Origin of the sequence: Microbulbifer donghaiensis, from assembly GCF_900129095.1 — a bacterium.
Taxonomy (GTDB): domain Bacteria; phylum Pseudomonadota; class Gammaproteobacteria; order Pseudomonadales; family Cellvibrionaceae; genus Microbulbifer; species Microbulbifer donghaiensis.
This window is the reverse complement of record NZ_FQVA01000001.1, coordinates 59,196-85,131: the sequence shown is the minus strand read 5'-3', so window position 1 is coordinate 85,131 and position 25,936 is coordinate 59,196. Positions and strand designations below refer to the sequence as shown.

Genomic DNA, 25,936 nt, shown 5'->3' with positions numbered 1-25,936 from the left:
GCAACGGAGCTCCGTGTCCTTTCGCCTGCAAGCAGGCTCCTACGGCGGGCCTGCGGCCCGCGTGCCGAGCTGGAGCCTTCAGCGCTCCAAGGTAAACAGCTCGGCATTCCCAGGGAATTAGCCGCGCTCGGCAATCGGCACGACTTTGCGCAGTTCCGGACCGGTGTACTCGGCGCTCGGACGGATAATGCGGTTGTCGGCGCGCTGTTCAAATACGTGTGCGGCCCAGCCGGTTACGCGGGACATTACGAAGATCGGCGTAAACAGCTTGGTGGGAATGCCCATGAAGTGATAGGCGGAAGCGTGGAAGAAGTCCGCGTTGCAGAACAGCTTCTTCTCGCGCCACATTACTTCTTCGCAGCGCACGGATACCGGGTACAGTACGTCGTCGCCGACGTCGGCAGCCAGTTTCTCGGACCACTGCTTGATGATGGCGTTGCGCGGGTCGGATTCGGTATAGACCGCGTGGCCGAAGCCCATGATCTTTTCCTTGCGCTCCAGCATGCCCAGCAGTTCCTTCTCGGCCTCGTCGGCGGAGGAGAAACGCTCGATCAGTTCCATGGCCGCTTCGTTGGCACCGCCGTGCAGCGGGCCGCGCAGGGAGCCGATGGCGCCGGTGATGCAGCTGAACAGGTCGGACAGCGTGGAGGCGCAGACGCGCGCGGTGAAAGTTGACGCGTTGAACTCGTGCTCGGCGTACAGGATCAGGGAGACGTTCATCACCTGCTCGTGCAGCGCGTTCGGCTTCTCGTCGCGCAGCATGTGCAGGAAGTGGCCGCCGATAGAATCGTCGTCGGTCTCGGTTTCGATACGCACGCCGTCGTGGCTGAAGCGGTACCAGTAGCAGATGATGGACGGGAAGGCGGCCAGCAGGCGGTTGGCGCGATCCTGCTGCTGGTCGAAAGACTCCTCGCCCTCCAGGTTGCCCAGCATGGAGCAGCCGGTGCGCATGACGTCCATCGGGTGCGCGTCGGCGGGGATGCGCTCCAGCACTTCTTTCAGTGCCTGCGGCAGACCGCGCATGCCTTTCAGTACGCCTTTGTAATCCGCCAGTTGTGCCCTGGTGGGCAGCTCACCGTAAAAAATCAGGTAGGCGACTTCTTCAAACTCACAGTTCTCCGCCAGGTCTTTGACGTCGTAACCGCGGTAAGTCAGACCGGAGCCGGATACGCCCACGGTAGAAAGTGCGGTTTTACCGGCAACCTGGCCACGCAGGCCTGCACCACCAACTTTTTTCTCTGCCATCGTTAATTCCCCTTTTGTCGAATTTTTCTCACGCCGTAGGATGGGCAAAGCGCAGCGTGCCCATCGGCGTCAGGTTGATGAGCACGCTGCGCTTTGCCCATCCTACAAACTTTTTGCCAGTTATTTTTTGAACAGCGCGTCGAGCTTGTCTTCAAACTCGTGGTAGTTCAGGTAGTCATACAGTTCTGCACGGGTCTGCATGGTGTCTACCACCGCCTGCTGGTCGCCGTTTTGCAGAATGCTGCAGTACACATTCTCAGCAGCCTTGTTCATCGCGCGGAAGGCAGACAGCGGGTACAGCACCATATCGGCACCGGACTCTGCCAGTTCCGCCTTGTTGTATAGCTTGGTTTTGCCGAACTCGGTGATATTGGCGAGGATCGGCACATTCAGCGCGTCCTTGAATGCGCGGTAGTGCTCCAGCTCGGTGACTGCTTCGGCAAAGATGCCGTCGGCGCCCGCTTCGATGCAGGCCTGGGCGCGATCGATGGCAGCTTCCAGACCTTCCTGCGCAAAAGAGTCGGTGCGGGCCATGATGAAGAAGTCGTCGTCAGTGCGCGCGTCGACCGCGGCCTTGATGCGGTCAACCATTTCCTCTTTGGAGACAATCTCCTTGTTCGGGCGATGACCGCAGCGCTTCTGCGCCACCTGGTCTTCGATATGCACGGCGGCGGCGCCGGCACGAATCATTTCCTTGATGGTGCGGGCAATATTAAAGGCACCGCCCCAGCCGGTGTCGATATCCACCAGCAGCGGCAGTTCGCTGGCCGCGGTAATGCGGCGCACGTCTTCCAGTACATTTTCGAGGCTGGTCATGCCCAGGTCTGGCAGACCATAGGAGGCATTGGCGACGCCGGCACCGGACAGGTAGATCGCCTTGTGGCCGATGCGCTCGGCCATCATGGCCGTGTAAGCATTGATGGTACCAACAACCTGCAGCGGTTGGTTTTCGGCGAGGGCACGGCGAAAACGCGCGCCGGCGGAAAGCTTCTGACTCATAGACGACCTCTGGTTTCTCTTATCAGGTTTCTTTCGTAAGTTTCTTTTCAATGTTGTTTCGCGAGGCGCGGATATGCCGGCGCATCAACAGCTCGGCCAGCTCACCATCCCCCGCTTCGATGGCTTCAATAATGTGATTGTGTTCGCGGAAGGCGCGCTTCGCACGCGGACTGGCCATGCCCAGCTGATAGCGGTACATGCGCACGCGGAAATAGAGACGGTTGCACAGGGTGTCGATCAACAGGTCGTTCTTTGACGCCTGCACTATGCGAAAATGGAAGTCGAAATCGCCTTCCGGCTGGAAATAGGCCTGGCCCGCCTGCAGCTCTTCCTGCTGTTCGTGGTGAGCGAGCATCTGGCGCAATTCTGCCAGATCTTCGTCGCTGCGATGCTGAGCGGCGAGACGACAGGCCATGCCCTCGAGCGCCTCCCGCACCTCATACAGGTCCAGCAGGCCGCGCTCGGTCAGATCGACTACCCTTGCGCCGACGTTGACACGGCGCTCGAGCAGGCCCAGGGATTCGAGCCGCATCAGCGCCTCGCGCAGACTGCCGCGGCTCGCGTTGAAGCGCCGCGCCAGCTCCGGCTCACTGATTTTGGTGCCGGCGCCGATCTGTCCTTCGACAATTTCGCCACGCAGTGTGACATACAGCCGCTCTGCTAAGCTCTGACTTGTCTCTATGGTCTGCAGCTGCCCGCCTTCCAACGTCGATCACTCCCGGATTGATGCTTGATTGTCGACAATCTGTTGTAGGCGGAGACCTTAAACCACTATAAAACCCACGTCAACTGAACCATCACAGCCAAAGTGTTGACAATCTGAGGAAAAAGCTGACTTTTTGTGGAGCGGTAGTCTTGTCAGCGCTAAGTGGGCATAATAGCGCCCGCGCCGGTACGCCCGTGCCCCGACTGCCCGAGCACTCTATGCTTATTCGAGGGCAGCACGGACAGTCCCGTCGCCGACTTCACCTCAGATTCAAATGCGACACTGTCCAAGGCTGCCGGTACCCGGGTAAACAGAGTTATGCCGAAGAGTATTATCAGGCGATGGCTGCCAACACCGGAACAGGTTCGCGCCAACAGCGGCCTGAAGTTTCTCGGCACCCTGTTGCACGACCCCAACCTCTTCCACCTCAACCGGCATTCGGTTTCCGTAGCCTTCGCCGTCGGCGTCTTCACCAGCTTTCTACCGTTACCCGGGCAGATGATCATCGCCGCCCTGCTGGCGCTCTGGTTCCGCTGCAACCTGCCGCTGTCGATGATTCTGGTGTGGATCAGCAATCCCGTGACGATGCCGGCAATTTTCTACAGCACCTACAAGCTCGGCGCCTGGATCCTGGGCACACCGCCGCTGGATTTCCGCATCGAGCTGTCGTGGGAGTGGCTGACTGAAGAGGTGGGAAAAATCTGGATGCCGCTGTTCTTCGGCTCACTACTGGCCGGCATTTTTTTTGCGACGGTGTCCTACTTTACGATGCAGGCACTGTGGCGCTGGCATGTGGTCAAGCGGTGGAAGCTGCGCCTGCAGCGACGTTCGATCGCCAGTTAGGCTACTCGGGTTCCGCCGCTGCGCGCCACTGCGCAAACTTCAGGGTGGCAAGCGGGACCAGCAGCCCGACCACCACGGCGGCCGGAATCGGCCGCAACTTCCCCAACAATTGATTTGAATCGATCACTGTTCGTTGCGCAGGGCCGCCGCCGGCTGCACGCGACTTGCCTGAAGTGCGGGGTACAGGGTCGCGAGCAGACTGAGCAGGAAACCGGCCCCGACGACCAGCGCCACATCCGGCCACTGCAATTCAGAGGGCAGATAGTCCACCGGATAGACATCGGACTTCAGGAACTGGATACCCAGTACCGATTCGAGCCCCGCCACCAGGTCAGTGACGGTCAGCGAGCCCAGCACGCCGAGCAAGCCGCCCACAACAGCCCCGACGAGCCCGACCAGCGCCCCCTGGCTGACGAAAGTCAGCAGGATCTCGCGGGTGCTGGCGCCCATGGTGCGCAGGATGGCGATATCACTGTGCTTGTCGATGACCACCATCACCAGTGTGGAAACGACGTTAAAGGCGGCGATGGCGATAATCAGCAACACCAGCAGCCCCACCAGGTTGCGCGACATCTGAATCGCCTGATAGAGGTTACCGTGGGTGCTGCTCCAGTCGCTGCCGTAGAAGTTCTGCGCCGGCAGCTCCTGCAGCAGGCTGCGCATGATCCAGTTGGCCTCGAGCATTTCCTTCACCCGCAGCTGCACCCCCGCGCCGCCGCTGTCGCCAGCCAGCGCCTGCGCCTGCGACCAGGACACCAGCGCGAGGGAATGATCCAGCGCTGTGCCGGAATGGAATATGTCCGTGACCTTGAAACCGGCCAGGCGCGCCGCACGGCGGCCGCCATCCTCGCTGTCGCTGTTCGGCACTATCAGCGAGAGGTGCTCTCCCTCCTCGACGCCGAGTTTATCCGCCAGACCGCGGCCGAGGATGACTCCGGGTTCGGCCGGTTCGCCGAGGGCGGCGAACGCCTGCGGATCGAGAAACTCAGCGATATTCGATACCCGCACAATGGTGTCGGGATTGACACCCTGCACCAGCAGCGGCGTCACTTCCCTGCCCTTGCGTGCCAGTGCATTGACCTGCCACACCTCGGCAGCGGCCACCACCTCGGGGTTGGCCGCCAGCTGATCGCGCAGCGCAGGCCAATCCACTTCGGGACTGGCGTTGTAAATGGTGGCGTGCGGCATGATGCCGAGGATGCGCTCGCGCAGCTCGCGGTCAAAGCCGTTCATCACCGACATCACCACGATCATCAGGGCCACGCCGAGAATCAGTCCCACCATGGACAGCCCGGAAATAAACGACACCAGCCCGGCGGAATCCTCACTGCGGCGCTGGGCGCCCGCGTAACGCAGGCCGATAAATGCGGGCAGCGGCCTAAACACGGTCGCCCTCGTGCCAGTTACTTTCCAGTTTGCCATCGATCAGGTGCAGGCAGCGGTCCAGCGCCGCGGCCAGATCCGGATCGTGGGTAACGATGACGAAGCTGATACCCATTTCGCGGTTCAGCTTGTCCATCAGCTTGTGGATCTCCCTGGCGGTGGCCCGGTCCAGGTTACCGGTAGGCTCATCCATCAATACACAGGCGGGTCGGGTGACGAGTGCACGGGCAATCGCAACCCGCTGGCGCTCGCCGCCGGAGAGCTGTGAAGGCTTGTGGCTGAGGCGCTCGCCGAGCCCCACCGCCTGCAACATTGCCGTGGCTTCCTCGCGCGCGCTGGCGACGGAATGCTTGCCGATCAGCAATGGCATAGCCACATTTTCCAGCGCGGAAAACTCACCGAGCAGATGGTGGAATTGATAGACAAAACCGAGGCTGCTGTTGCGCAGCCAGCCGCGTTCATTGGCATTCAGCTTGGCCAGATCCTGCCCTGCCACCCGGACTTCGCCGGAAGTCGGCGTATCCAGCCCGCCGAGCAGATTGAGCAGCGTCGATTTGCCGGAACCGGAAGCGCCGACAATGGCCAGCTTCTCGCCGCGCTTAACTTCCAGCTCCACACCACGCAGTACTTCGAGCTCGTTGCTGCCCTGGCGATAACTCTTGCGCAACTGGCGGCAAGCCAGCACCGCGCTATTGCCGCCGGACTCTGCGGGTGTCGCCTGTTCGGTATTTATTTCCACTTGGCTGTTCATCAATTTCTCTGGCTTAAATTTCTTTCTTCGTAGGATGGGCAAAGGAGCGAAGCGACGTGCCCATCGGCCGGAAAGCGATGGGCACGCTACGCTTTGCCCATCCTACAAACCGTAGGAGCAAACTTGCCACTACTCGTAGCGCAGCGCCTCGGCCGGCTCTATCTGCGCCGCGCGCCAGGCCGGAAACAGCGTCGCCAGCAGGCTCATCAACACGGCGGCCGTGAGCACTATGACCGCGTCACCGGGGCGGAATTCCGACGGCAGGAAGCTGACGAAAAATACCCGCGGATCGAAAATTTTCGCCCCGAGCAGGTTTTCCGCCCAGCTGACCATGTCCGTCAGGTTGAGCGCGATCAGGATACCGAGCACGGCGCCGATAAAGGCCCCGATAATACCGATGGCACTGCCCTGCACCACGAACACCGACATAATCTGCCGGGAGGTCAGCCCCAGCGTGCGCAGCACCGCGATATCAGAACGCTTGTCTGCGACCATCAGTACCAGCGCGGAGACAATATTGAATGCGGCCACTGCAACAATAATCAGCAACATCAGCGTGACGACAGTCTTCTCCATCTTCACCGCCTGGAACAGGCTGCCCTGGGAATGACTCCAGTCCTCACCGCTGAAGCCCTCACCCAGCTCCTGCGCATACGCGGAAACCCGGTCGAGCGCGTTGTTCATGTCGTCGAAACGCAACTGCAGGCCCTGGACGCGACCCGGCATCCGCAACAGGCGGGCGGCGTCGTCTATATGCATCAACGCCATATTCTGATCGACCTGGGCGCCCACGGAAAAAACGCCAGCGACGGTGAAGCGTTTGGTGCGAGGAAAGATACCGGCGGGCGTCACCACGACTTCCGGAAGCGTCAGCACCACACTGTCGCCCGGTATCACATTCAGCTGACGGGCCAGGATTCGCCCGAGAACGATCTGATAGCCGCGCGGCTGCAGTACGTCCAGGCTGCCCATCAGCATATGTTCGCCGACGGTGGACACATCGCGCAGCGCCTGCGGGACGACACCCTGGAATTCCACGCCGTGACTGCCACCACCGGCACTCAACAGCGCAAAGCCGCGCACAAAGGGGCTGACCGCCTCCACATGCGGCTGCTGCGCCAGCTGTTGCGCGGCACCGCGCCAGTCTTCCAGGCCGCCGTCCTTCTCGACAAAGCCGTGGGGCACCACACTGAGTATGCGGGTCTTGAGTTCGCGATCGAAGCCGTTCATCACCGAGGTCACGACGATCAGCGCCAGCACGCCCAGCGCCATGCCCAGCAGAGAAAAGCCATTGATAAAGGAAATGAACTGCTGACGGCGGCGAGCGGCCACATAGCGCAGGCCGATAAAGAGGGGTACAGGTTTCAACATAGGGGGGATTTAAGCGGAAAAACGTCCGGAAAGCCAAATCTTTAGCAAGATTTACCTCTCATTGAAGGTGCCGAGTTTCTCGCGCAGCCGCTCCAGCTCCTCCTCGGTCCAGCCCTCTGGCTCCGTCAGGGCCTGCCAGGCCCGCACATAGTCGGCCGGCGCATAAGTGTGCCCGTAGCCCATCGGCGCTATGCCCGCGTGCATATCCGCTGCCAGCTGGAACATGGTGACAATCGGATACCAGCGCAGGTCCGGCGACACGTCCGGCCCGCGCGGCTTCTCCATCCAGGCCGGTTTGCGAAACAGCGCCTCAGGCTCGAAGAACACAATCGGATCGCTGGCGTGCTGCAGATACGCAATGCGGAAGTTTCCCCATGGCACCCTGCCTGCCTGGTAACCGCCGAAGTGATTGCCAAACCGGACCACGGCGCCGCCGCCGAACTGCGGCAGCCACGCCGGCGAGCCCGAGTCCCGGCGGGCCGTCACCTCCCGCCAGGTATCACTGCGGAACGGCGGCCCGGTCCAGAGCGCCCCCTGGAAGGGATCGTCAATGATGTCGAAAAGATCGAATGAGCGATCGGAATTGAGCGCCCCGAGGCTCAGCCCAAACAGGTACAGCTTCGGCCGCGCTTCCCGCGGCAGCTGGCGCCAGTGACCGTAGATGGACTGAAACAGCGCCTCGGCCGTCTCCCTGCCATAGGCATCTTCAGTCATCAGTGCAATGGGACTGGGCAGGTAGGAATACTGCGCCGCAACGCTGGCGATGTTGCCCCGGTGCAGGAATTCGACGGAGTTGATGCCGCCCGGATCGACCCAGCCGGTACCGGTCGGCGTGATCAGCACCAGCGTCGCACGCTCAAAGCCCCCCACCCGCTTGAGCTCCTCCAGCGCAAGGCGCGCGCGCTCAGCCGGCGTTTCCGCCGCATTGAGGCCCACATAGACGCGAATCGGCGCCATCGCCTCTCCGGTTACGGCGCCGATATCCGCGGCCGTGGGTCCAAGCGCCAGGTAGCGGCGCCCCTGGTGGCCCATGTCCTGCCAGCGCACCAGCGACCTGGCGCCACCGGGCATCTCAGGGTCTGTCGGCGGCTGCATGTCCGGCTCGATATTCGCGTCCAGCCTCTGGTAGATGGAGTCCACCGTACGCAAGGCGGCGGACAGGAGCACGTCATTGACGATGGCCCAGAACAGCCAGAAAGCCGCAACCAGGCCCAGCAGGAGCGAAACACGCCGCGGTATCACATGCTCGAGCCTGCGTGACAGAAAGAAAAAAGTACGCCGGAACAGCCTGCCAATCGCGAGCAACGCCAGAAAAAACAGCAGAGCCACCAGCGTCACGGTAAAGGGCCGCAAGCCGGAGACCTCCTCGAGTCCCATCAGCGCCCTGACGGAGTTCTGCCAGTGATTGGCCCTTAGCAGGAATGCCAGGAGGAGCAGCGCGCATACAGCAACAGCGCTCCACAGCAACAACCGGCGCACTCTGTCCACTGGAGTCGGCAGCCCCAGATAGCGCCACAGCCAAGAGCCAAATACGCCGACCGCGTATCCAGCCGTGAATGAAAGCCCGCAGATACCGCCCTGCACCAGGTCACTGCGTGGAATCAATGAGGGCGTCAGCGACAGTGCAAAAAACACCGCGCCGAGCACTAATCCCGGAATCGAAAAGCTATGTCCAAGTCGCATCCATGCCTGCCCGCAGGGCCAAGTCTGACTTTCAGACTAGCATACGGCGCCGCGATCCCGGTTCCGGCCAGCAATCGGCAGGCGGCATCTCCAGACTGGTGATTGCGGCGTAAAAACGTGAAGAAATCCAAGTGTTTAGGCACAATATCTGCTTTAATTGGCCAGCAACTCAGAACAAGAACCGGAGAAGGTCACATGTTCCGCAGAATCAGCAAGCGTGCCACTTTAGCCGCCGGCACAGTCACCCTGCTGCTCACAGTCGGCGTTCAGGCTGAAACCATTGAAATCCCTGTCGGCGCCCAGGGCGGCGACACCCATGTCGAGCAGGTGCGCGGCCTGAAAAAGGACGAAGTAACGGCCCGTCTGGGGGAACCCGTCAGCATCCAGGGCCCGATCGGCGATCCGGCGATCAGCCGCTGGGAATATGCGGATTTCTATGTGTACTTCGAGTGGGAAACGGTGCTGCATACCGTGCGGAAGCCACAAGGCTAATGCCGGCGCTCTGACGCTTCAGGTGAATGCGCAGAGAGACTTGATCCAGAGGGGATGACGATCCGCTTCATGGCACCCTGCAGCAATAGGCCGTCAATCCCCCAAAGCCGGATCCCAACATCGTTGCCCCAGCGCTGCTGGCGTCTTGGTAAACCGCTGGCGCTCGCGAGATTCAACCTCACCTGATGCGGACCCACCAGCTTTTTAAAGCGCTATCGAGCGACACTTCAGCCCCCCATTTCGATATTCGCACCTGCCATTGAGCTTTATTCACCTGGTGAGCGGAGCCAGTACAGCCGCGATTATTTTCGGATCCTGAATACTGGCCACGATCTCCAGCGAGCCGCCACAGTGCTCACAGGCTCTGATTTCGACCCTGGCGACAGGCTGGTCCCCCTCGGCGTCGACCACCAGATCAGTTTCGGCAGGCGCTGGTTGCCGGCCCGACAGCACCACCAGCTCTACCTCGGTAGCCGGCGCTGGTGTCACCTTCTCGGCAGCGGGTTTCCTCGAGTAAGAATTGGCAAGCTTGGTGTGATAACCGTGTGACGCGTACGCGGGGCCGTTATATCCCTTGGCGAAGCCCCTCCAGTTCAACTTGCGCAGATGCTTTTGCAGTCCATTGCTAACAATAAAGCGCGCCATTGCATAAAGCTGAGCGCCAGCGGAGTGCATCATAGCTCGCACAAACTCCTGTACGGACGCATAACCGCACAGCTTGTGGTTGAACCCCATACACTGGCCCAACCCCCACGAACAGGACTTGAGCGCAGCGTCTTCGTCGATCGCCATGGCTTTTTCAAGCCATACGTATCTTGCCGCCTGGGTACTCGGATAGCGCTTGGTGCCCCACTTCCGATAGGCCAGCCCTGCCCGCACAGCTTTATTGCGCTTCGCACCAGCACCCAACTCGCGGTAAAAAACATGCGGTTCATTGAGGATCCGCGGACGCCCGTCTGAGCCGAATCCCTTGCCGTCCGACTCGACGGCGAGCACGGCACGAAGCGCGGCGATATGACAGCCGAGATAACCGGCAATGGTCTTTATATCCCCGTCAGTCAAAGGCTGGGCCGCACCTTTGAAATTTCTGAAGTCACTCACCGAATATTCCTCCCTGCGCTACTGGATGCCACTGCCGACCACCCTGTCGGCCCAGCCTTGTATTCGAGGCGCTGGGAGCCCAGCCACAAGACGAAATTATTTGACTTTCAGAGGCTTGGTTGTCCAGCTAACAGTAGCGTAGCCCAGCCCAAAAGCCTTACAGACGTAATGTCGCCCACATACGGGACAAGACGGGGTAACGGCCATTGAGTTTCCCTTTGGACTCGCAGCTTTGCCTTATCGGGCGAGAGAGCAGGATGCAGTGCCCCGGGCGTCAGAACTGTCGTCCAATTCCAATGCCCGGAGATGAAACGAGCGGACCAATGTTAGCGACACAAATATTTTTTATATCGCCGCGAGTCAACTGGCTGCACAAAATCCATGGACAACAACAACGTCGCCAGCCGCGCCGATGTGCTCGACGGCCTAACGTACGCATAGGGTTCCAACGACTATCGGGGACTGTGGAATATTTAACGGTGACAACACCGGCAGAGACTTCTGCCCGGTCGCTTCACAACTGATCGGTGTGTCTGAAAAGGGATAAAATTAACCGCCGGCAAAACCGGCGGTTCTTCTGGGGCCAATCGCGCGAAGTCAATAGAGGTAGGTGGCGGTACCTGTAGCGATCAACTCGTCGGAGTCGTTGCGCAGCTCCATTCGCGATACAACGAGCTTGTTGCCGGCGCGCAAGATAGAGCCATGACAAATAAAGTGCTCTCCCCTGCCCGGCTTCAGGTAGTCAACGCGCATATCCACGGTGCCCAGCTTCGACAGGCGCTCGGTCTTCTCTTTCCAGTCGATATCGCCCATGCGCTGATAAGCGGCCACCATCGCGGTCAAGCCGCCGATGGTATCCAGTGCTGTGGCAATAACACCGCCGTGCAGTATGTTTTTCCAGATATTACCGATCAGCTCCGGGCGCAACTCGAAGGAGGCGGAAAGCGTCAGCGCCTCGAGATCCAGCTCGCACATTTCCAGGCCAATCTGTCGGTTAAAGGGAATCTGCTCAAAAAAGCCCTTTACCAGCTCCTGGAATTCACTAGGGGAAGGTTCTGTCACAGCCGTGCCACCCTGTTCAGTCCGTCCAGGGCCGCACTGCGGTAGGCTTCTGCCATGGTCGGGTAGTTGAAGGTGGTGTTGACGAAATAGTCGATGCTGTTGTTCGGCGCCGGCTGCTTCATGATGGCCTGGCCGATATGCACGATTTCTGCCGCTTCGGCACCGAAGCAGTGGATACCGAGTATTTCGCCGGTTTCGATATGAAACAGAATCTTCAGCATACCCACGCGCTCACCGGAAATCTGTGCCCGCGCGGTGTGCTTGAACAGCGCCCGGCCCACCTCGTAGGGAACCTTGGCGGCAGTCAACTCCGACTCGGTTTTGCCGACGGACGAGATTTCCGGCAGCGTGTAGATACCGGTCGGAGCATCCTCGATAATCCTGTGGCCGCGGCCGACAATGGCCGCCGCAACAGCGCGGCCCTGGTCGTAGGAAGCGCTGGCGAGGCTCGGCCAGCCGATCACATCGCCAACCGCGTAAACATTATCGACTTCCGTACAGTAGTGTTCGTCTACGCTCAACTGGCCGCGATGGTTTGCTTCGAGGCCGATACTGTCCAGCCCCAGGCCGCTGGTGTTACCCGTGCGGCCGTTACACCACAACAGGGCGTCGGCGTGGATGCGCTTGCCCGACTGCATTTCCATGATGACACCACTATCAGTGGGCACCACCTTGGCATATTCCTCGCGATGGCGAACGGTTACACCCATATCGCGCAGGTGATAGCTCAGCGCATCGGAAATCTCATCGTCCAGAAACTCCAGCAGGCTGCCACGGGTATTGATCAGGTCCACCTTGACACCGAGGCCGGCAAAAATCGACGCATATTCGCAGCCGATCACACCGGCACCGTAGATCATGATCGAGTGCGGCGTATGCTGCATATCGAGGATGGTATCGCTGTCGTAGACCCGTGCATGGCCAAAGTCTACATCTGCCGGACGATAGGGACGCGAACCGGTTGCAATGATAAATTTTTCTGAGCTGATAATTTCCGTGGCACCGTCCGGCAACAGCACTTCCACGCTGTTGGTGTCACGGAAACGCGCCTCACCGACAATCAGCTCGACGCGGTTGCGCGCGTAACAGGCGGTGTGCATCTCCACCTGGTAGGAGATGACTTTGTTGACCGTCTGCATGACCTGCGGGAACGTCAGGCGACGCGGTTCGCCGAGAGCACGAAAGACACTCTGGGTGTTGTAGCGCATCAGCTGTTTGACTGAATGGCGCAGTGCCTTGGAGGGAATGGTGCCCTTGTGGGTACAGTTGCCACCCACCACCTGGCGCTTCTCAATCACCGCCGCACGCAGTCCCTTCTTGGCCGCGCTCATCGCCGCGGCCTCACCAGCGGGACCGGAACCGATTACCACCAGATCGAATTTTTGCTCTGCCATCTACAAGCTCTATTTTTAATTATTCAACAAATACGCAGGCTGGAGTGACCCGCCCCACTCCCGCTCAATCAGATTACTTACGCTTGGTTGCGTCGTAGGCGAGATCTGCCTCATCGGCCAGACGCTGCTGGCGCTCCTGCTCTTTCTTGCAGACATCATCATCGCCACCACAAATCTCGCAGCCGTCTTTCAGACCGAGATTGTTCAGGCCGCCACAGGAGCCCTTGAGCGGCTTATTCTGGAATATCGCGCCCAAAGCCATACCCGCAACGATCAGCAACATGGCAACAAAGGCAAACACAAATACAGTCACTATTCAGACCTCTCAAGATAAGGTTTAAAAGCGTCGCTGTAACGCTCCTGGAATCCCTCGTCGGTTTTCACCAGCATAAATACGGCGAGATTCTCCCTCTCTGCCAATTTTAATCCCGCGTCGGCCCCAAGCACATTCAGCGCCGTCGCCAGGCCGTCGGCCTCGGCACAGGTATCGGCAATCACGGTAACGGACGCCAGGCGGTGCTGCAGCGGACGCCCGGTGCGCGGATCGATGCTGTGCGCATAGCGCACACCCTCGCGCTCATAGTAATTGCGGTAATCGCCGCTGGTAGCGACGGATTTTCCACTCACCGAAATGGGTTTCTGCACCATGCGGCCGGCAGAATCCGGGCTCTCGATGCCGATGCGCCATTCCTGCCCCTTCGGGTTCCTGCCCAGAGTGCGCAGCTCGCCGCCGATCTCCACCAGGTAATTCGCTATGCCCTGCTTTTCGAGCAGCCGCGCCACGCGATCGACACCGTGCCCCTTGGCGATGGCCGACAGGTCGATCTGTACCGGGCGACTGCGCGCCAGACGATCGGGATTGCGCTCGATCGTCAGCGCATCAGAGCCAAGCTGCTGCTGCAGTGCCGCAATAGCCGCGTCATCCGGCACTCGCTCGGGTTCTGGCTGCGGCCCAAAGCCCCACAGGTTGACCAGGGGGCCAACGGTCACATCGAAGGCACCATCGCTGCGCCGGTAGATATCCTTCGAAAGCTCCACCACTTGCGCGAGATGTGCACTGACGGGCACCGCTTCGCCAACTGGGCCGCGGTTAAAACGCATCAACTCGGAATCGTCGATATAGGTCGACATCTCCTGATTGACCTGCTGCAGCTCGCCATCAACCAGCTGCTGCAGCGCGGTACGCGTCAGGCCAGCGGGCACGTCCACCACCGTGATGTGGTAACTGGTGCCCATGGTCGGGCCACTCAGCTGCCAGCTCTTCGGGGACGGCGTGCACGCGGAAAACATTGCCGCAGCTGTTACCAGCATTAAAAGCAAAAACAGGGCCGTGAATGCGGGCCCTGTTTTTGTTTTTATCGGCTCTCGGATTGCTGTAAGCAATTTACGCTCCCCGATTAACCACCGAAGTCATCCAGCAGGATGTTGTCATCCTCTACACCCAGATCTTTGAGCATATTGATGACGGCTGCGTTCATCATGGGCGGTCCGCACATGTAGTACTCGCAGTCTTCCGGAGCCGGGTGGTCCCTGAGATAGTTCTCGTAAACCACGTTGTGAATGAAGCCGGTATAACCGGTCCAGTTGTCTTCCGGCTGCGGATCGGACAGGGCCACGTGCCACTGGAAGTTGTCGCACTCTGCCGCCAGGCCGTTGTAGTCGTCTTCGTAGAACATCTCGCGCAGGGAGCGAGCACCGTACCAGAAGCTGATCTTGCGCTTGCTCTTCAGACGCTTGAGCTGGTCGAAGATGTGTGAACGCATCGGGGCCATGCCGGCGCCACCGCCGATAAACACCATCTCGTTGTCGGTATCCTTGGCAAAGAACTCACCAAAGGGACCGTACACCTTGATCTTGTCACCCGGCTTCAGGCTGAACACGTAGGAAGACATCTGGCCCGGCGGCACACCTTCGGTGCGCGGCGGCGGGGTCGCGATGCGGATGTTGAACTTAACAACGCCCTTTTCTTCCGGGTAGTTGGCCATGGAATAGGCGCGCACTACCGGTTCGGTCACTTTGGATTCCAAGTTGAAGAAGCCGAAGTGCTCCCAGTCGCCACGGTACTCTTTCTGGATTTCGAAATCGGAGAATTTCACGTGGTGTGCCGGCGCTTCCAGCTGTACGTAACCGCCAGCGCGGAAGTCGACGTTTTCGCCTTCCGGCAGTTTCAGCGTCAGCTCTTTAATGAAGGTCGCCACGTTCGGGTTGGATTCCACAGTGCACTCCCACTGCTTCACACCAAACACCTCTTCCGGCACCTCGATTTCCATGTCCTGCTTCACCGCAACCTGACAGGACAGGCGCTTGCCTTCCTTCGCATCGCGCGGCGTAAAGTGTGCAGCTTCGGTCGGCAACATATCGCCACCGCCGGAGACCACTTTACAGACGCACTGGGCGCAGCTACCGCCGCCGCCACAGGCGGAGGCCAGGAACAGGTTGTTGGCCGCCAGGGTCTGCAGCAGCTTGCCGCCGGCAGGCACAGTGAGAGTCTTCTCGCCGTTGACCAGAATGTTGACGTTGCCGGTGTTTACCAGGCGCGAGCGGGCGACGAGGATCACCGCCACCAGCGCCAGCACGATGACGGTAAACATGGCGACGCCGAGGATGATTTCAATATTCATGCTATTGCGTTCCCCCGCTTAGATGTCGATGCCGCCGAAAGACATGAAGCCCAGGGACATCAGACCTACGGTAATGAAGGTGATGCCCAGTCCTTTCAGGCCGTTCGGAACGTCGCTGTACTTCAGCCTCTCGCGAATACCCGCCAGAGCGGTAATCGCCAGCGCCCAGCCGAGGCCGGCACCGAAGCCGTAAGCAACACTCTCACCGAAGTTGTACTCGCGCTCTACCATGAACAGAGACGCACCCATGATGGCGCAGTTCACGGTAATCAGCGGCAGGAATACACCCAGCGCGTTGTACAGCGCCGGCACATACTTATCCAGGAACATCTCCAGGATCTGTACCAACGCGGCGATAACACCGATGTAGGACAGCAGGCCGAGGAAGCTCAGGTCCACATCCGGGTAGCCGGCCCAGGCCAGCGCGCCGTCTTTCAACAGGTAGGTGTAGATCAGATTGTTGACCGGCACTGTCAGTGTCAGCACCACGATTACCGCAACACCCAGTCCAACTGCGGCTTCCACTTTCTTGGACACAGCCAGGAAAGTACACATGCCGAGGAAAAAGGCCAGCGCCATGTTTTCAACGAAAACAGCGCGAATTACCAGGCTAATCAAATGTTCCACGACTTAAGCCTCCTGCGCTTGCGTATTGGGCGCAATCTTGAACTCGTCCTCTTCCACCTGCGCCGGTTTCCAGGAGCGAATTGCCCAGATAAACAGGCCGATCAGGAAGAAGGCACTGGGCGGCAGCAACAGCAGGCCATTCGGTACATACCAGCCACCGTTGCTTACGGTCTCCAGGATCTCCGCACCGAACAGCTTGCCGGCACCGAAGAGTTCACGGACGAAGGCCAGGCCGATCAGGATAACGCTGTAGCCGAGGCCGTTACCGATACCGTCCAGGAAGCTCGGCAGCGGCGGGTTCTTCATGGCGAAGGCTTCCGCGCGTCCCATCACGATACAGTTGGTGATGATCAGGCCAACGAATACCGACAGCTGCTTGGAGATGTCGTATGCAACCGCCTTGATGACCTGATCCACCAGGATTACCAGCGACGCAATCACGGTCATCTGCACGATGATACGGATGCTGTTGGGAATCTGTTTGCGGATCAGGGACACCGACATATTGGAGAAGGCAGTTACCATAGTCAGTGCGACACACATGACCAGAGTTACCTTCAGCGAGCTGGTTACCGCCAGTGCAGAGCAGATACCGAGGATCTGCAGCGCGATGGGGTTGTTATTAAAAATGGGTTCCAGCAGAGTCTCTTTGACTTTCATGCTTACGCCTCCCCTGCTTGCAGGTTTTTCAGGAAGGGACCAAAGCCCTCACTGCCTAACCAGAAGTTGATCAGGTTATCGACACCTTTACTGGTCAGTGTGGCACCGGACAGGCCATCTACCTGGTGAACGGCTTTCGGGCTGTTCGGATCGACACTGCCTTTGATCACGTTGATGGCTACATCGAGGCCCTCGTCGAAGACTTCTTTGCCAACCCACTGGGCCTTCCAGTTCGGGTTGTCCACCTCACCACCCAGTCCGGGAGTCTCCTTGTGCTCATAGAAACCCAGACCGGCAACAGTCGTCAGGTCGTTCTGAAGAGCGAGGAAGCCGTACAGCTGACCCCAGAGGCCGTAACCGCGAACCGGCAGAATGATCTTTTCCAATTCACCGTTTTTCTCCACCAGGTACACCTCTTTGGTGTGTTCGCGGCGGATGATCTTGGCCCGATCCTGTTCCGGCGGCAGTTTTTCACTGGCATCGGCAATTTTGGCAGCAGCACGACCACTGCCGCCGGCCGGCGCCTCGTCGGTGAATTTGCCGGTTCTCAGGTCGACATATTTAATGGTTACGGATTCGAATGCCGCCTCGATCGCCTTGGCGTTGTGCTGATCCGCATCGATCAGACCGCCGGCCAGAAGCACGTTGCGCTTCATATCCAGCTCAGCATTCGCTTCCTGCTTCGGCTTCAGCATCACTGCCGCGGTGGAAACCACCACCGAGCAAACGAGACACATCACCAGGGCAACAATCAGCGTGCCCTTAACGGAATCTTTATTAGCCACGTGCCAACCTCCGTTTGATATGGGACTGCACCACAAAGTGGTCAAACAGCGGTGCGAACAGGTTGGCGAACAGGATCGCCAGCATCATGCCTTCCGGGAAGGCCGGGTTCACCACACGAATCAATACACACATCACGCCGATCAGGATGCCGTACCACCAGCGGCCGGTATCGGTCATGGCCGCCGACACCGGGTCGGTGGTCATGAAGATCAGGCCGAAGGCAAAACCGCCGACAACCAGATGCCAGTACCAGGGCACATTGAACATCGGGTTGGTGTCGGAGCCGATCATGTTGAACAGGAAGGCGGTGGCCATCATGCCGAGCATGGTGCCGGCAACAATGCGCCAGCTGGCGATCTTCATGAACAGCAGAATGCCGCCTGCAATCAGCATAGCCAGCGTGGAGGTCTCGCCGATGGAGCCGTGCATGTTGCCAATAAAGGCATCAAACCAGGTCAGCTGACCGGTGGGCACGCCGACGGCACCGTTCTGGATGCCCTCGCTGGCCATCACGGACAGTGCGGTGGCACCGGTGTAGCCGTCGACCGCGGTCCACACGGCGTCGCCGGACATGGCCGCCGGATAGGCGAAGAACAGGAAGGCGCGGCCAGTCAGAGCCGGGTTCAGGAAGTTTTTGCCGGTACCACCGAACACTTCCTTGCCGATCACGACACCGAAGCTGATACCCATCGCCACCATCCACAGCGGCAGATCCGGCGGACAGGTCAGTGCGAACAGGATCGAGGTAACGAAGAAGCCTTCGTTCACCTCGTGGCCGCGCACTGCGGCAAACAGCACTTCCCAGATACCGCCGACGATGAAGGTCACCGCGTAGATCGGCAGGAAGTACATGGCACCGTGTACGAAGTTGTCCCACAGGCTGCTGGGATCGTAGCCGGCCAGTGCGCCGATAAAGGCGTGGCGCCAGCCGCTCAGTTCCGCATCGGCCATGCCGGCGATGATGGTGTTGGCCTGAAAGCCGACGTTCCACATGCCGTAGAACATCGGGATCATGGCACAGGCCCACACGGTGATCATGATGCGCTTCAGGTCGATGCCGTCGCGCACGTGTGCCGTGGTCTTGGTGGTTTCCGCGGGCTGGAACAGGCCGGTATCGACGGCCTCGTACAGCGCGTAGAACTTCTCGTACTTACCGCCCTTGTGGAAATGCGGCTCAATGGAATCGAGGAATTTACGCAACATCCTTAACCCTCCTTCTCAATACGGGTCAGGTTGTCCCGCAAAATGGGGCCGTATTCATACTTGCCCGGGCACACGAAGGTGCACAACGCCAGATCGTCTTCATCCAACTCCATCACGCCGAGCTTCTGGGCGGTGGCGGTGTCGCCAACGATCAGTGCGCGCAGCAGCTGCGTCGGCAGGATGTCCAGCGGCATCACGGTTTCGTAAGTGCCGATGGGCATCAGCGCACGCTCGGAGCCATTGGTGCTGGTGGTAAAGTTGAACAGTCTGTGTTTGAACAGGCGCGACAGGTAGATCGGGTATACCGAGAAACGCTTGTTGCCCGCGCGCATGTAGTGCAGCAACGGACGCTCACGGCCCTCTTCCAGCACGCTCACCTGGTTGTGGTAACGACCCAGGTAGGCCAGCGGGCCCGCGGCGGTACGGCCACCGAACACGGAGCCGGAAACTACGCGGTTGTCATCACCCTGCAGCTCACCCGCAGTCAGTTCGTCCAGGCTGGCGCCCAGGCGGGTGCGCAGCAGGCGCGGCTTGTTCACACGCGGGCCGGCCAGGGAGATCACGCGATCGGTAAACAGCTTGCCGGTCGCAAACAGTTTGCCTACGGCGATCACATCCTGGTAATTGATGGTGAAGACACTGCGACCCGCTTTTACCGGGCTCAGGAAGTGAATATGGGTACCGGACAGTCCCGCCGGGTGCGGGCCGGCGAAGGCCTCGCGACGGATGTTGCCGGCGCTGGGCACCGGGATATCGGCGTCCGGCGCAGTGCACACGTAGGTGGTATCGGCGAGCTTGGACAGAATCTCCACGCCCTGGGCGAAGGCATCGCGATTCTCAGCGATTACCAGCTCCGGGTTGGCCGCCAGCGGGTTGGTGTCCATGGCGTTGATGAAGATGGCCACGGGCTGGGCGTCGATGGCCGGCACCTTGCTGTACGGGCGGGTGCGCAGCGCGGCCCACAGACCGGACTCGACCAGGTTCTCCACCACCTGCTCACGACTGAGAGTGGCCAGCTGGTCGGCGCTGTAGGTAGCGAACTGCTCTGCCTCATCACCGTCGATCTCGATGACCACGGATTGCAGCACGCGGCGGGCACCGCGATTGATCGCGACCACGCGACCCGCTGCCGGCGCCGTGTAGCGCACGCCCTCGGTCTTCTTATCGGTAAACAGCAGCTGTCCGAGTTTGACGCTATCCCCCTCAGCCACCGCCATGGTCGGCTTCATCCCGTGGTAATCGGGGCCGAGCACTGCGACGGTCTTGAGCGCAGGACCATCATGGATGGCCTGCTCGGGCGCGCCGGATATGGGTAAATCCAATCCCCGACGGATCTTTCTCATACGCCTATGCCTAAGTTTCTAGTTTAAAAAGTATGCAAACTGGCCTTGCAACCACGCGTACGGGCCGCAAAGCCAGATATAGGAATTCCCACATTGCGAGGACTTAAGCCGCTTTACCCGGGATCGGGTGAGGAGAGAACTTCTCGGCGCACGGCGGCCCCGCCAAAATCGCGCGCATTATAAAGATGGGCTTGTTTGTTTACCAGTGCAGAAGCGGCCGAATTGGCACTGTGGTAGGAAATTTTTGCTGAAAAAACAGGGATTTGGCGGAATGGTCGGGGTGACCAGAAATGTCACCCCACTCCTCCCCGGCGGCCCCGCGGGCCGCCAGGGAGGCGTCAGCGATGGCACTTAGTCCTTCTTCGGGAACAGCTTGTAGCGAACGCCGGCCATGTCCTCCAGGCAGCGCACCACCTGGCAGCTATAGCCGAACTCGTTGTCGTACCAGCAGTACAGCACGGCATTCTTGCCGTCGACGATGGTGGCGATAGAGTCGAACACACAGGCGCGACGGGAGCCAACGAAATCACTGGAGACCACTTCCGGAGAGTTGGTGTAGTCGATCTGCTGGCGCAGCGGCGAGTGCAGCGCCACATCACGCATGTAATCGTTCAGCTCGTCCTTGCTAGTTTCCTTGCCCAGGTTCAGGTTCAGGATGGCCATGGACACGTTCGGGGTGGGCACGCGAATCGCATTACCGGTCAGCTTGCCTTTCAGCTCCGGCAGCGCCTTCGCGACCGCCTTGGCGGCACCGGTCTCGGTCAACACCATGTTCAGCGCAGCGGCGCGACCGCGGCGCTCACCCTTGTGGTAGTTGTCGATCAGGTTCTGGTCGTTGGTATAGGCGTGTACGGTTTCCACGTGACCGTGTTCCACACCGTACTTGTCCATCATCGCCTTCAGTACCGGCACAATCGCATTGGTGGTACAGGATGCCGCGGACAGGATCTTGTCATCCGGCGTGATATCGTCGTTGTTGATGCCGTAAACGATGTTCTTGATGTCACCTTTGCCCGGCGCAGTCAGCAGCACCTTGGCGGCACCCTTGCTCTCCAGGTGCTGGCTCAGGCCTTCCTCATCGCGCCACACGCCGGTGCTGTCGACGATCAGCGCATCGTGAATACCGTGCGCGGTGTAGTCGACCTCCTGCGGCGAGTTGGCGTAGATCACCTTGATCTCATTGCCGTTGCAGATCAGGGTGTTGGTTTCCTCGTCGACACGGATGGTGCCCTTGAAGGCGCCGTGTACGCTATCCCGGCGCAGCAGGGAGGCGCGCTTGACCAGGTCGTTGTCGGCCTTGCCCTTGCGCAGCACGATGGCACGCAGGCGCAGCACATCGCCACTGCCGGCCTTGTCGATCAGCAGGCGCGCCACCAGGCGACCAATGCGACCAAAACCGTAAATGACCACGTCTTTCGGTTCCGGCAGCGGCTTGCCAGCGCCCACGGCGTCGGCCAGCTCCCGCTTAACGAACTCATCGACGGACAGGCCGTGAGCGTCGCGCATGTATTTGTTGGTCATGGTACCCAGGTCAATGTGTACCGGGCCCAGGTCCAGCTTGGTGATCGCCTCCAGCACCGGGAAGCTTTCGAATTCGGAGAGTTCGTTCTCTTCCACCTGCCGCACAAAGCGGTGCGCCTTCATGATGCTCAGAACTGAGCGGTTAACCAGGTTGCGGCCATACATGTAAACACCGACGTTGCGCTCACGATTGAGCTTACCAATCATCGGGATCATGGATTCGGCCAGTGCTTCACGCTCTTTCCAGTCCTTGAAAAAGTCCGCGGGCTTCGGTCGCTTCTGAGTCACTGTCAGACACCTCTGCAATGTGTTTGATAGGCGGGAAAATGCGGCCCGACAACGGGTCCCGGGCCGTGTGGCTGCGCATTATCAGCATTCATCTATAGGTGCGCAACTGAGCAAAAAAGAGCCCGGAAATTGTAGTAAAACTACCAAGCTGTTCCCCACTCCAGGGACTTTGCGCAACCCGCAGAGCGGGACTTCCCCGCCAACTGAAATTCACTCACTGGCGCGGATAAACTGCACCGACCGGAGTTCACCGTTACAATAGCGCCCCCCTGACCCTGTCCTGACAGAAAGTGCGGATATATAAGGAAAGATGACCGATTTAAACCCCCTGGCGCCGCCCTCGTTTCGCTCCACCACTGACCGCCAGTACTGGGGGCAGTTGCATGGCGCAGCGGCCGCACTGGCGATCCTGAACGCCGCGCGCAGCAACTCGGCGCCGACCCTGCTGGTCACCCGCGACAGCCTCGAAGCACATCGCCTCGAGGTACAGCTGAAATTTTTTAACAAGTCGCAGCGAGATAGCGACGACGCGGAAGAACTGCAGATTTTCCACTTTCCGGACTGGGAGATACTGCCCTACGACACCTTCTCCCCCCACCAGGACATCATCTCCGATCGCCTCGCCACCCTCTACCGGATGCCGCAGATGGGGCGCGGCATTGTCATCGTACCCGTCAGCACCCTGATGCACCGCCTGCCGCCACGGGACTATGTGGCCGGTAACGCGCTGATTCTGCGCGAGGGGCAGCGCTTCGACATCAACACCCAGCGCCGGCTGCTGGAGCAGGCTGGCTACCATTGCGTGGACACCGTCTACGAACACGGTGAATTCGCGGTGCGCGGCGCACTGATGGACATCTACCCGATGGGCAGTCGCCTGCCCTACCGCGTCGACCTGTTTGACGATGAGATCGAGTCCCTGCGCACCTTCGACCCGGAGACCCAGCGCACCGTCGACACCGTCGAGAGTATCCACCTGCTGCCCGCCAGGGAGTTCCCGCTGCACAAGGCCGCGCTGGCGGAATTCCTGCAAAACTGGCACGAACAGTTCGACTGCGATCCGAGCCTGGTACCCATATACCAGGACATCAGCGCCGGTATCGCCCCCGCCGGCATCGAATATTACCTGCCGCTGTTTTTCGGCGGCGGTTGCGCCAGCCTGTTCGATTATCTGCCGGAGGGCAGCCAGGCCTTCCTGCAGGGCGATATCCAGAAGCCCCTGGAGAGCTTCTGGCGGGAAGTCGGCAACCGCTACGAGAGCCGCCGCGGTGACCTGACCCGACCGATACTGCAGCCGCGCCAGATTTTGCTCGACATCGCCGAGTTCAACTCCGCCCTGAAAACCATGCCGCGCGCGATCTTTTCGGCGGAATCGCTGCCAGAAGCCCAGGGCAACTACAACTTCGCCAGCGAAGCACCGCCCTCGCTGCCGGTCGACGGAAAGTCCGAGCAGCCGCTGGCGGCGCTGGAGAGCTACCTGATGGAGTACTCCGGCAGAGTGCTTTTCTGCGCGGAGAGCGGCGGGCGCCGCGAAGCCCTGCTGGAACTGCTGCAGGGAATCCGCCGGCAGCCGAAAAATTTCGGCAGCTGGGCAGAGTTCCTCGATAGCGACGAGACCTTCGGTATCACCGTGGCGCCGCTGGACCAGGGCCTGAAACTGGCGGAGCCGGCCATCAACTTGATTGCCGAACCGCAACTGTTCGGCGAGCGCGTGCTGCAACAGCGCCGCCGCAAGAAGGCCAAGGAAGATGCCGACAACGCCGTAAAGAACCTGGCCGAGTTGCGCATTGGCGCACCGGTGGTACATATCGATCACGGCGTCGGCCGCTACCGGGGCTTGCAGAGCCTCGATATCGACGGCCAACCGGCCGAATTCCTGACCCTCGAGTACGCCGACGAGGCCAAGCTCTATGTCCCGGTCGCCAGCCTGCACCTGATCAGCCGTTATTCCGGCGCCGACGAGGCGCTGGCACCGCAACACAAACTCGGCAGCGAACAGTGGCAGAAGGCCAAGCGCAAGGCGGCGGAAAAAGTTCGCGACGCCGCCGCCGAACTGCTGGATATCTACGCCCGGCGCGAGGCCCGTGTCGGCCACGCGTTTGCAGACCCGGGGCTGGCCTACCGCGAGTTTGCCGCCGGCTTCCCGTTCGAGGAAACACCCGACCAGCAGCAGGCAATCGAAGCGGTCGTTGCGGACATGCTTTCGAAAAAGCCGATGGATCGACTGGTCTGTGGCGATGTTGGATTCGGAAAAACCGAAGTCGCGATGCGTGCGGCTTTCGTCGCCGCCCACGCCGGCAAACAGGTGGCCATGCTGGTGCCCACCACCCTGCTGGCGCAGCAGCACTTCCAGTCCCTCCAGGACCGCTTCGCCGACTGGCCGGTGAATGTGGACGTGATTTCGCGCTTCCGCAGCGGCAAGGAAGTAGACAGCGTGAAAGAGAAGGTCGCCAGCGGCAAGGTCGACATCCTCGTCGGCACCCACAAACTGCTGCAGAGCGACCTGGACTTCAAGAACCTCGGCCTGTTGATCATCGACGAGGAACACCGCTTCGGTGTGCGCCAGAAAGAGCGCCTGAAGAGCCTGCGAGCCGAAGTCGACATTCTCACCCTGACCGCGACCCCCATCCCGCGCACCCTGAACATGGCCATGGCCGGCATTCGCGACCTGTCCGTGATCGCCACCCCGCCGGCGCGGCGCCTGTCGGTAAAGACGTTCGTGCGCGAGCGGGACGAGGCCCTGATCAAGGAGGCGGTGCTGCGGGAGATACTGCGCGGCGGCCAGGTGTACTTCCTGCACAACGAGGTCAAGAGCATCGAGCGCATCGCGCGGGAACTGCAGGAACTGGTTCCCGAGGCGCGCATTGGCATTGGCCACGGCCAGATGCGCGAGCGCGAGCTGGAACAGGTGATGGGCGACTTCTATCACAAGCGCTTCAATGTACTGGTCTGTACCACCATCATCGAGACGGGCATCGATGTACCGACGGCGAACACCATCCTGATCGAGCGCGCCGACAAGTTCGGCCTGGCGCAATTGCACCAGCTGCGTGGACGCGTCGGGCGCTCGCACCACCAGGCCTACGCCTACCTGCTGACACCGAATAAACGCGCCATGACCGGCGATGCGGTCAAGCGGCTGGAGGCGATCAGCGAGGCCCAGGACCTCGGCGCCGGCTTTACCCTGGCCACCCACGACCTGGAAATCCGCGGTGCCGGCGAGCTGCTGGGCGAGGAGCAGAGCGGCCAGATCCAGAGCGTCGGCTTCAACCTCTACATGGAAATGCTCGACCGGGCGGTCCACGCCATTCGCGCCGGGCGTACCCCCAACATCGACGAGCCGCTGGAATCGCTGGCGGTAGACGTCAACCTGCGCGTACCGGCATTGATCCCCGAAGACTACCTGCCCGATGTGCACGGACGCCTGATCATGTACAAGCGCATCGCCAACGCCAGCGATGCGCAGGAGCTGAAAGAGCTGCAGGTGGAGATGATCGACCGCTTCGGCCTGCTGCCGGAGCCGGTCAAGCACCTGTTCCGTACCACCGAGATCAAGCTCAAGGCCGACGCCATGGGTATCCGCAAACTGGAGGCCTCGGCGGCGAAAGGACGTATCGAATTTGCGGACAATACCCGCGTCGATCCGCTCGCATTGGTTAAGATGGTGCAGACCGAACCCGGCCGCTACCAGCTGGCCGGCGCCAACCAGCTCAACTTCAGCCTGGACGAGGACGGCCCCGACCAGCGCCTGCAACAGGTAGCCGGAGTGTTGGAGCGGCTGGCGCAGTGATACCATCTGACCATTGGGCAGCGCCCTGTTGTGGCGGCTTTACGTCGCCGCGACCGGCATACACGCA

The 25,936-nt window shown here is 60.3% G+C and carries 23 protein-coding genes; 3 read left to right on the top strand and 20 right to left on the bottom strand.

Annotated elements, in window-relative coordinates:
* Positions 1 to 117: 117 nt before the first annotated feature.
* From prpC to BUC36_RS00340, 3 genes are all read right to left on the bottom strand, one after another.
* Positions 118 to 1,245 (bottom strand): bifunctional 2-methylcitrate synthase/citrate synthase, encoded by a 1,128-nt coding sequence (gene prpC / locus BUC36_RS00350; RefSeq protein WP_073270340.1) that lies wholly within the window; start codon positions 1,243 to 1,245, stop codon positions 118 to 120.
* Between the two features lie 120 nt (positions 1,246 to 1,365).
* Positions 1,366 to 2,244, bottom strand: coding sequence for a methylisocitrate lyase (gene prpB, locus BUC36_RS00345; protein WP_073270338.1), 879 nt, complete (start codon positions 2,242 to 2,244; stop codon positions 1,366 to 1,368).
* Between the two features lie 22 nt (positions 2,245 to 2,266).
* On the bottom strand, positions 2,267 to 2,950 hold the full coding sequence (locus tag BUC36_RS00340) for a GntR family transcriptional regulator (RefSeq protein ID WP_200797164.1): 684 nt from the start codon (positions 2,948 to 2,950) through the stop codon (positions 2,267 to 2,269).
* Between the two features lie 318 nt (positions 2,951 to 3,268).
* Between BUC36_RS00340 and BUC36_RS00335 the strand changes: the two genes are divergently transcribed.
* Entirely contained in the window at positions 3,269 to 3,793 is a 525-nt protein-coding gene (locus BUC36_RS00335) for a DUF2062 domain-containing protein (RefSeq protein WP_073270335.1), read from the top strand.
* Position 3,794: 1 nt separating this feature from the next.
* Here BUC36_RS00335 and BUC36_RS19290 read toward each other — a convergent pair whose 3' ends face one another.
* From BUC36_RS19290 to BUC36_RS00315, 5 genes are all read right to left on the bottom strand, one after another.
* Complete coding sequence (locus tag BUC36_RS19290) at positions 3,795 to 3,920, bottom strand: hypothetical protein (RefSeq protein WP_268778183.1); 126 nt, start codon at positions 3,918 to 3,920, stop codon at positions 3,795 to 3,797.
* Complete coding sequence (locus tag BUC36_RS00330) at positions 3,917 to 5,179, bottom strand: lipoprotein-releasing ABC transporter permease subunit (RefSeq protein WP_084535411.1); 1,263 nt, start codon at positions 5,177 to 5,179, stop codon at positions 3,917 to 3,919. Before BUC36_RS00330 ends, BUC36_RS19290 begins: the two co-directional genes overlap by 4 nt.
* Positions 5,172 to 5,927 carry a lipoprotein-releasing ABC transporter ATP-binding protein LolD gene (lolD, locus tag BUC36_RS00325; RefSeq protein ID WP_084535409.1) on the bottom strand — a complete coding sequence of 252 codons (756 nt, stop codon included), beginning with the start codon at positions 5,925 to 5,927 and terminating at the stop codon, positions 5,172 to 5,174. Before lolD ends, BUC36_RS00330 begins: the two co-directional genes overlap by 8 nt.
* Positions 5,928 to 6,056: 129 nt before the next feature.
* Positions 6,057 to 7,298, bottom strand: coding sequence for a lipoprotein-releasing ABC transporter permease subunit (locus tag BUC36_RS00320; RefSeq protein ID WP_073270332.1), 1,242 nt, complete (start codon positions 7,296 to 7,298; stop codon positions 6,057 to 6,059).
* A gap of 51 nt (positions 7,299 to 7,349) precedes the next feature.
* Positions 7,350 to 8,981: an alpha/beta hydrolase gene (locus tag BUC36_RS00315; RefSeq protein ID WP_073270330.1), complete on the bottom strand. Its 1,632-nt coding sequence runs from the start codon at positions 8,979 to 8,981 to the stop codon at positions 7,350 to 7,352.
* 195 nt (positions 8,982 to 9,176) lie between these two features.
* Here BUC36_RS00315 and BUC36_RS00310 point away from each other — a divergent pair, with 195 nt between their 5' ends.
* The gene (locus BUC36_RS00310; protein ID WP_073270328.1) at positions 9,177 to 9,473 is read left to right on the top strand and encodes a hypothetical protein; all 297 of its coding nucleotides are present in this window, start codon (positions 9,177 to 9,179) and stop codon (positions 9,471 to 9,473) included.
* A gap of 270 nt (positions 9,474 to 9,743) precedes the next feature.
* Here BUC36_RS00310 and BUC36_RS00305 read toward each other — a convergent pair whose 3' ends face one another.
* From BUC36_RS00305 to BUC36_RS00250, 12 genes are all read right to left on the bottom strand, one after another.
* Positions 9,744 to 10,574 (bottom strand): N-acetylmuramidase family protein, encoded by an 831-nt coding sequence (locus tag BUC36_RS00305; RefSeq protein ID WP_073270326.1) that lies wholly within the window; start codon positions 10,572 to 10,574, stop codon positions 9,744 to 9,746.
* A 597-nt stretch (positions 10,575 to 11,171) separates the two neighbouring features.
* Positions 11,172 to 11,636, bottom strand: coding sequence for a thioesterase family protein (locus BUC36_RS00300; RefSeq protein ID WP_073270325.1), 465 nt, complete (start codon positions 11,634 to 11,636; stop codon positions 11,172 to 11,174).
* Positions 11,633 to 13,030, bottom strand: a complete 1,398-nt coding sequence (sthA, locus tag BUC36_RS00295) for a Si-specific NAD(P)(+) transhydrogenase (protein WP_073270323.1) — start codon at positions 13,028 to 13,030, stop codon at positions 11,633 to 11,635. Before sthA ends, BUC36_RS00300 begins: the two co-directional genes overlap by 4 nt.
* A 73-nt stretch (positions 13,031 to 13,103) precedes the next feature.
* Positions 13,104 to 13,343, bottom strand: coding sequence for a (Na+)-NQR maturation NqrM (gene nqrM, locus BUC36_RS00290; RefSeq protein ID WP_073270321.1), 240 nt, complete (start codon positions 13,341 to 13,343; stop codon positions 13,104 to 13,106).
* Positions 13,343 to 14,320, bottom strand: a complete 978-nt coding sequence (locus BUC36_RS00285) for an FAD:protein FMN transferase (RefSeq protein WP_234994846.1) — start codon at positions 14,318 to 14,320, stop codon at positions 13,343 to 13,345. The genes nqrM and BUC36_RS00285 overlap by 1 nt, the downstream gene beginning before the upstream one ends.
* 107 nt (positions 14,321 to 14,427) lie before the next feature.
* Positions 14,428 to 15,651 carry an NADH:ubiquinone reductase (Na(+)-transporting) subunit F gene (nqrF, locus tag BUC36_RS00280; protein ID WP_073270319.1) on the bottom strand — a complete coding sequence of 408 codons (1,224 nt, stop codon included), beginning with the start codon at positions 15,649 to 15,651 and terminating at the stop codon, positions 14,428 to 14,430.
* Between the two features lie 18 nt (positions 15,652 to 15,669).
* Complete coding sequence (gene nqrE, locus BUC36_RS00275; RefSeq protein ID WP_073270317.1) at positions 15,670 to 16,278, bottom strand: NADH:ubiquinone reductase (Na(+)-transporting) subunit E; 609 nt, start codon at positions 16,276 to 16,278, stop codon at positions 15,670 to 15,672.
* Positions 16,279 to 16,281: 3 nt separating this feature from the next.
* Entirely contained in the window at positions 16,282 to 16,938 is a 657-nt protein-coding gene (locus BUC36_RS00270) for an NADH:ubiquinone reductase (Na(+)-transporting) subunit D (RefSeq protein WP_073270315.1), read from the bottom strand.
* Positions 16,939 to 16,940: 2 nt separating this feature from the next.
* Positions 16,941 to 17,723, bottom strand: a complete 783-nt coding sequence (locus BUC36_RS00265) for a Na(+)-translocating NADH-quinone reductase subunit C (protein WP_073270313.1) — start codon at positions 17,721 to 17,723, stop codon at positions 16,941 to 16,943.
* Positions 17,716 to 18,927, bottom strand: coding sequence for an NADH:ubiquinone reductase (Na(+)-transporting) subunit B (locus BUC36_RS00260; protein ID WP_073270311.1), 1,212 nt, complete (start codon positions 18,925 to 18,927; stop codon positions 17,716 to 17,718). The genes BUC36_RS00265 and BUC36_RS00260 overlap by 8 nt, the downstream gene beginning before the upstream one ends.
* A gap of 2 nt (positions 18,928 to 18,929) precedes the next feature.
* Positions 18,930 to 20,270, bottom strand: coding sequence for a Na(+)-translocating NADH-quinone reductase subunit A (locus BUC36_RS00255; protein ID WP_073270309.1), 1,341 nt, complete (start codon positions 20,268 to 20,270; stop codon positions 18,930 to 18,932).
* Positions 20,271 to 20,621: 351 nt separating this feature from the next.
* A complete protein-coding gene (locus tag BUC36_RS00250; protein WP_234994945.1) occupies positions 20,622 to 22,007 on the bottom strand; it encodes a glyceraldehyde-3-phosphate dehydrogenase in 1,386 nt (461 codons plus the stop codon).
* 382 nt (positions 22,008 to 22,389) lie between these two features.
* On the opposite strand from BUC36_RS00250, the gene mfd reads away from it, so the two are divergent.
* Positions 22,390 to 25,869 (top strand): transcription-repair coupling factor, encoded by a 3,480-nt coding sequence (mfd, locus tag BUC36_RS00245; protein WP_073270306.1) that lies wholly within the window; start codon positions 22,390 to 22,392, stop codon positions 25,867 to 25,869.
* Positions 25,870 to 25,936: the final 67 nt, after the last annotated feature.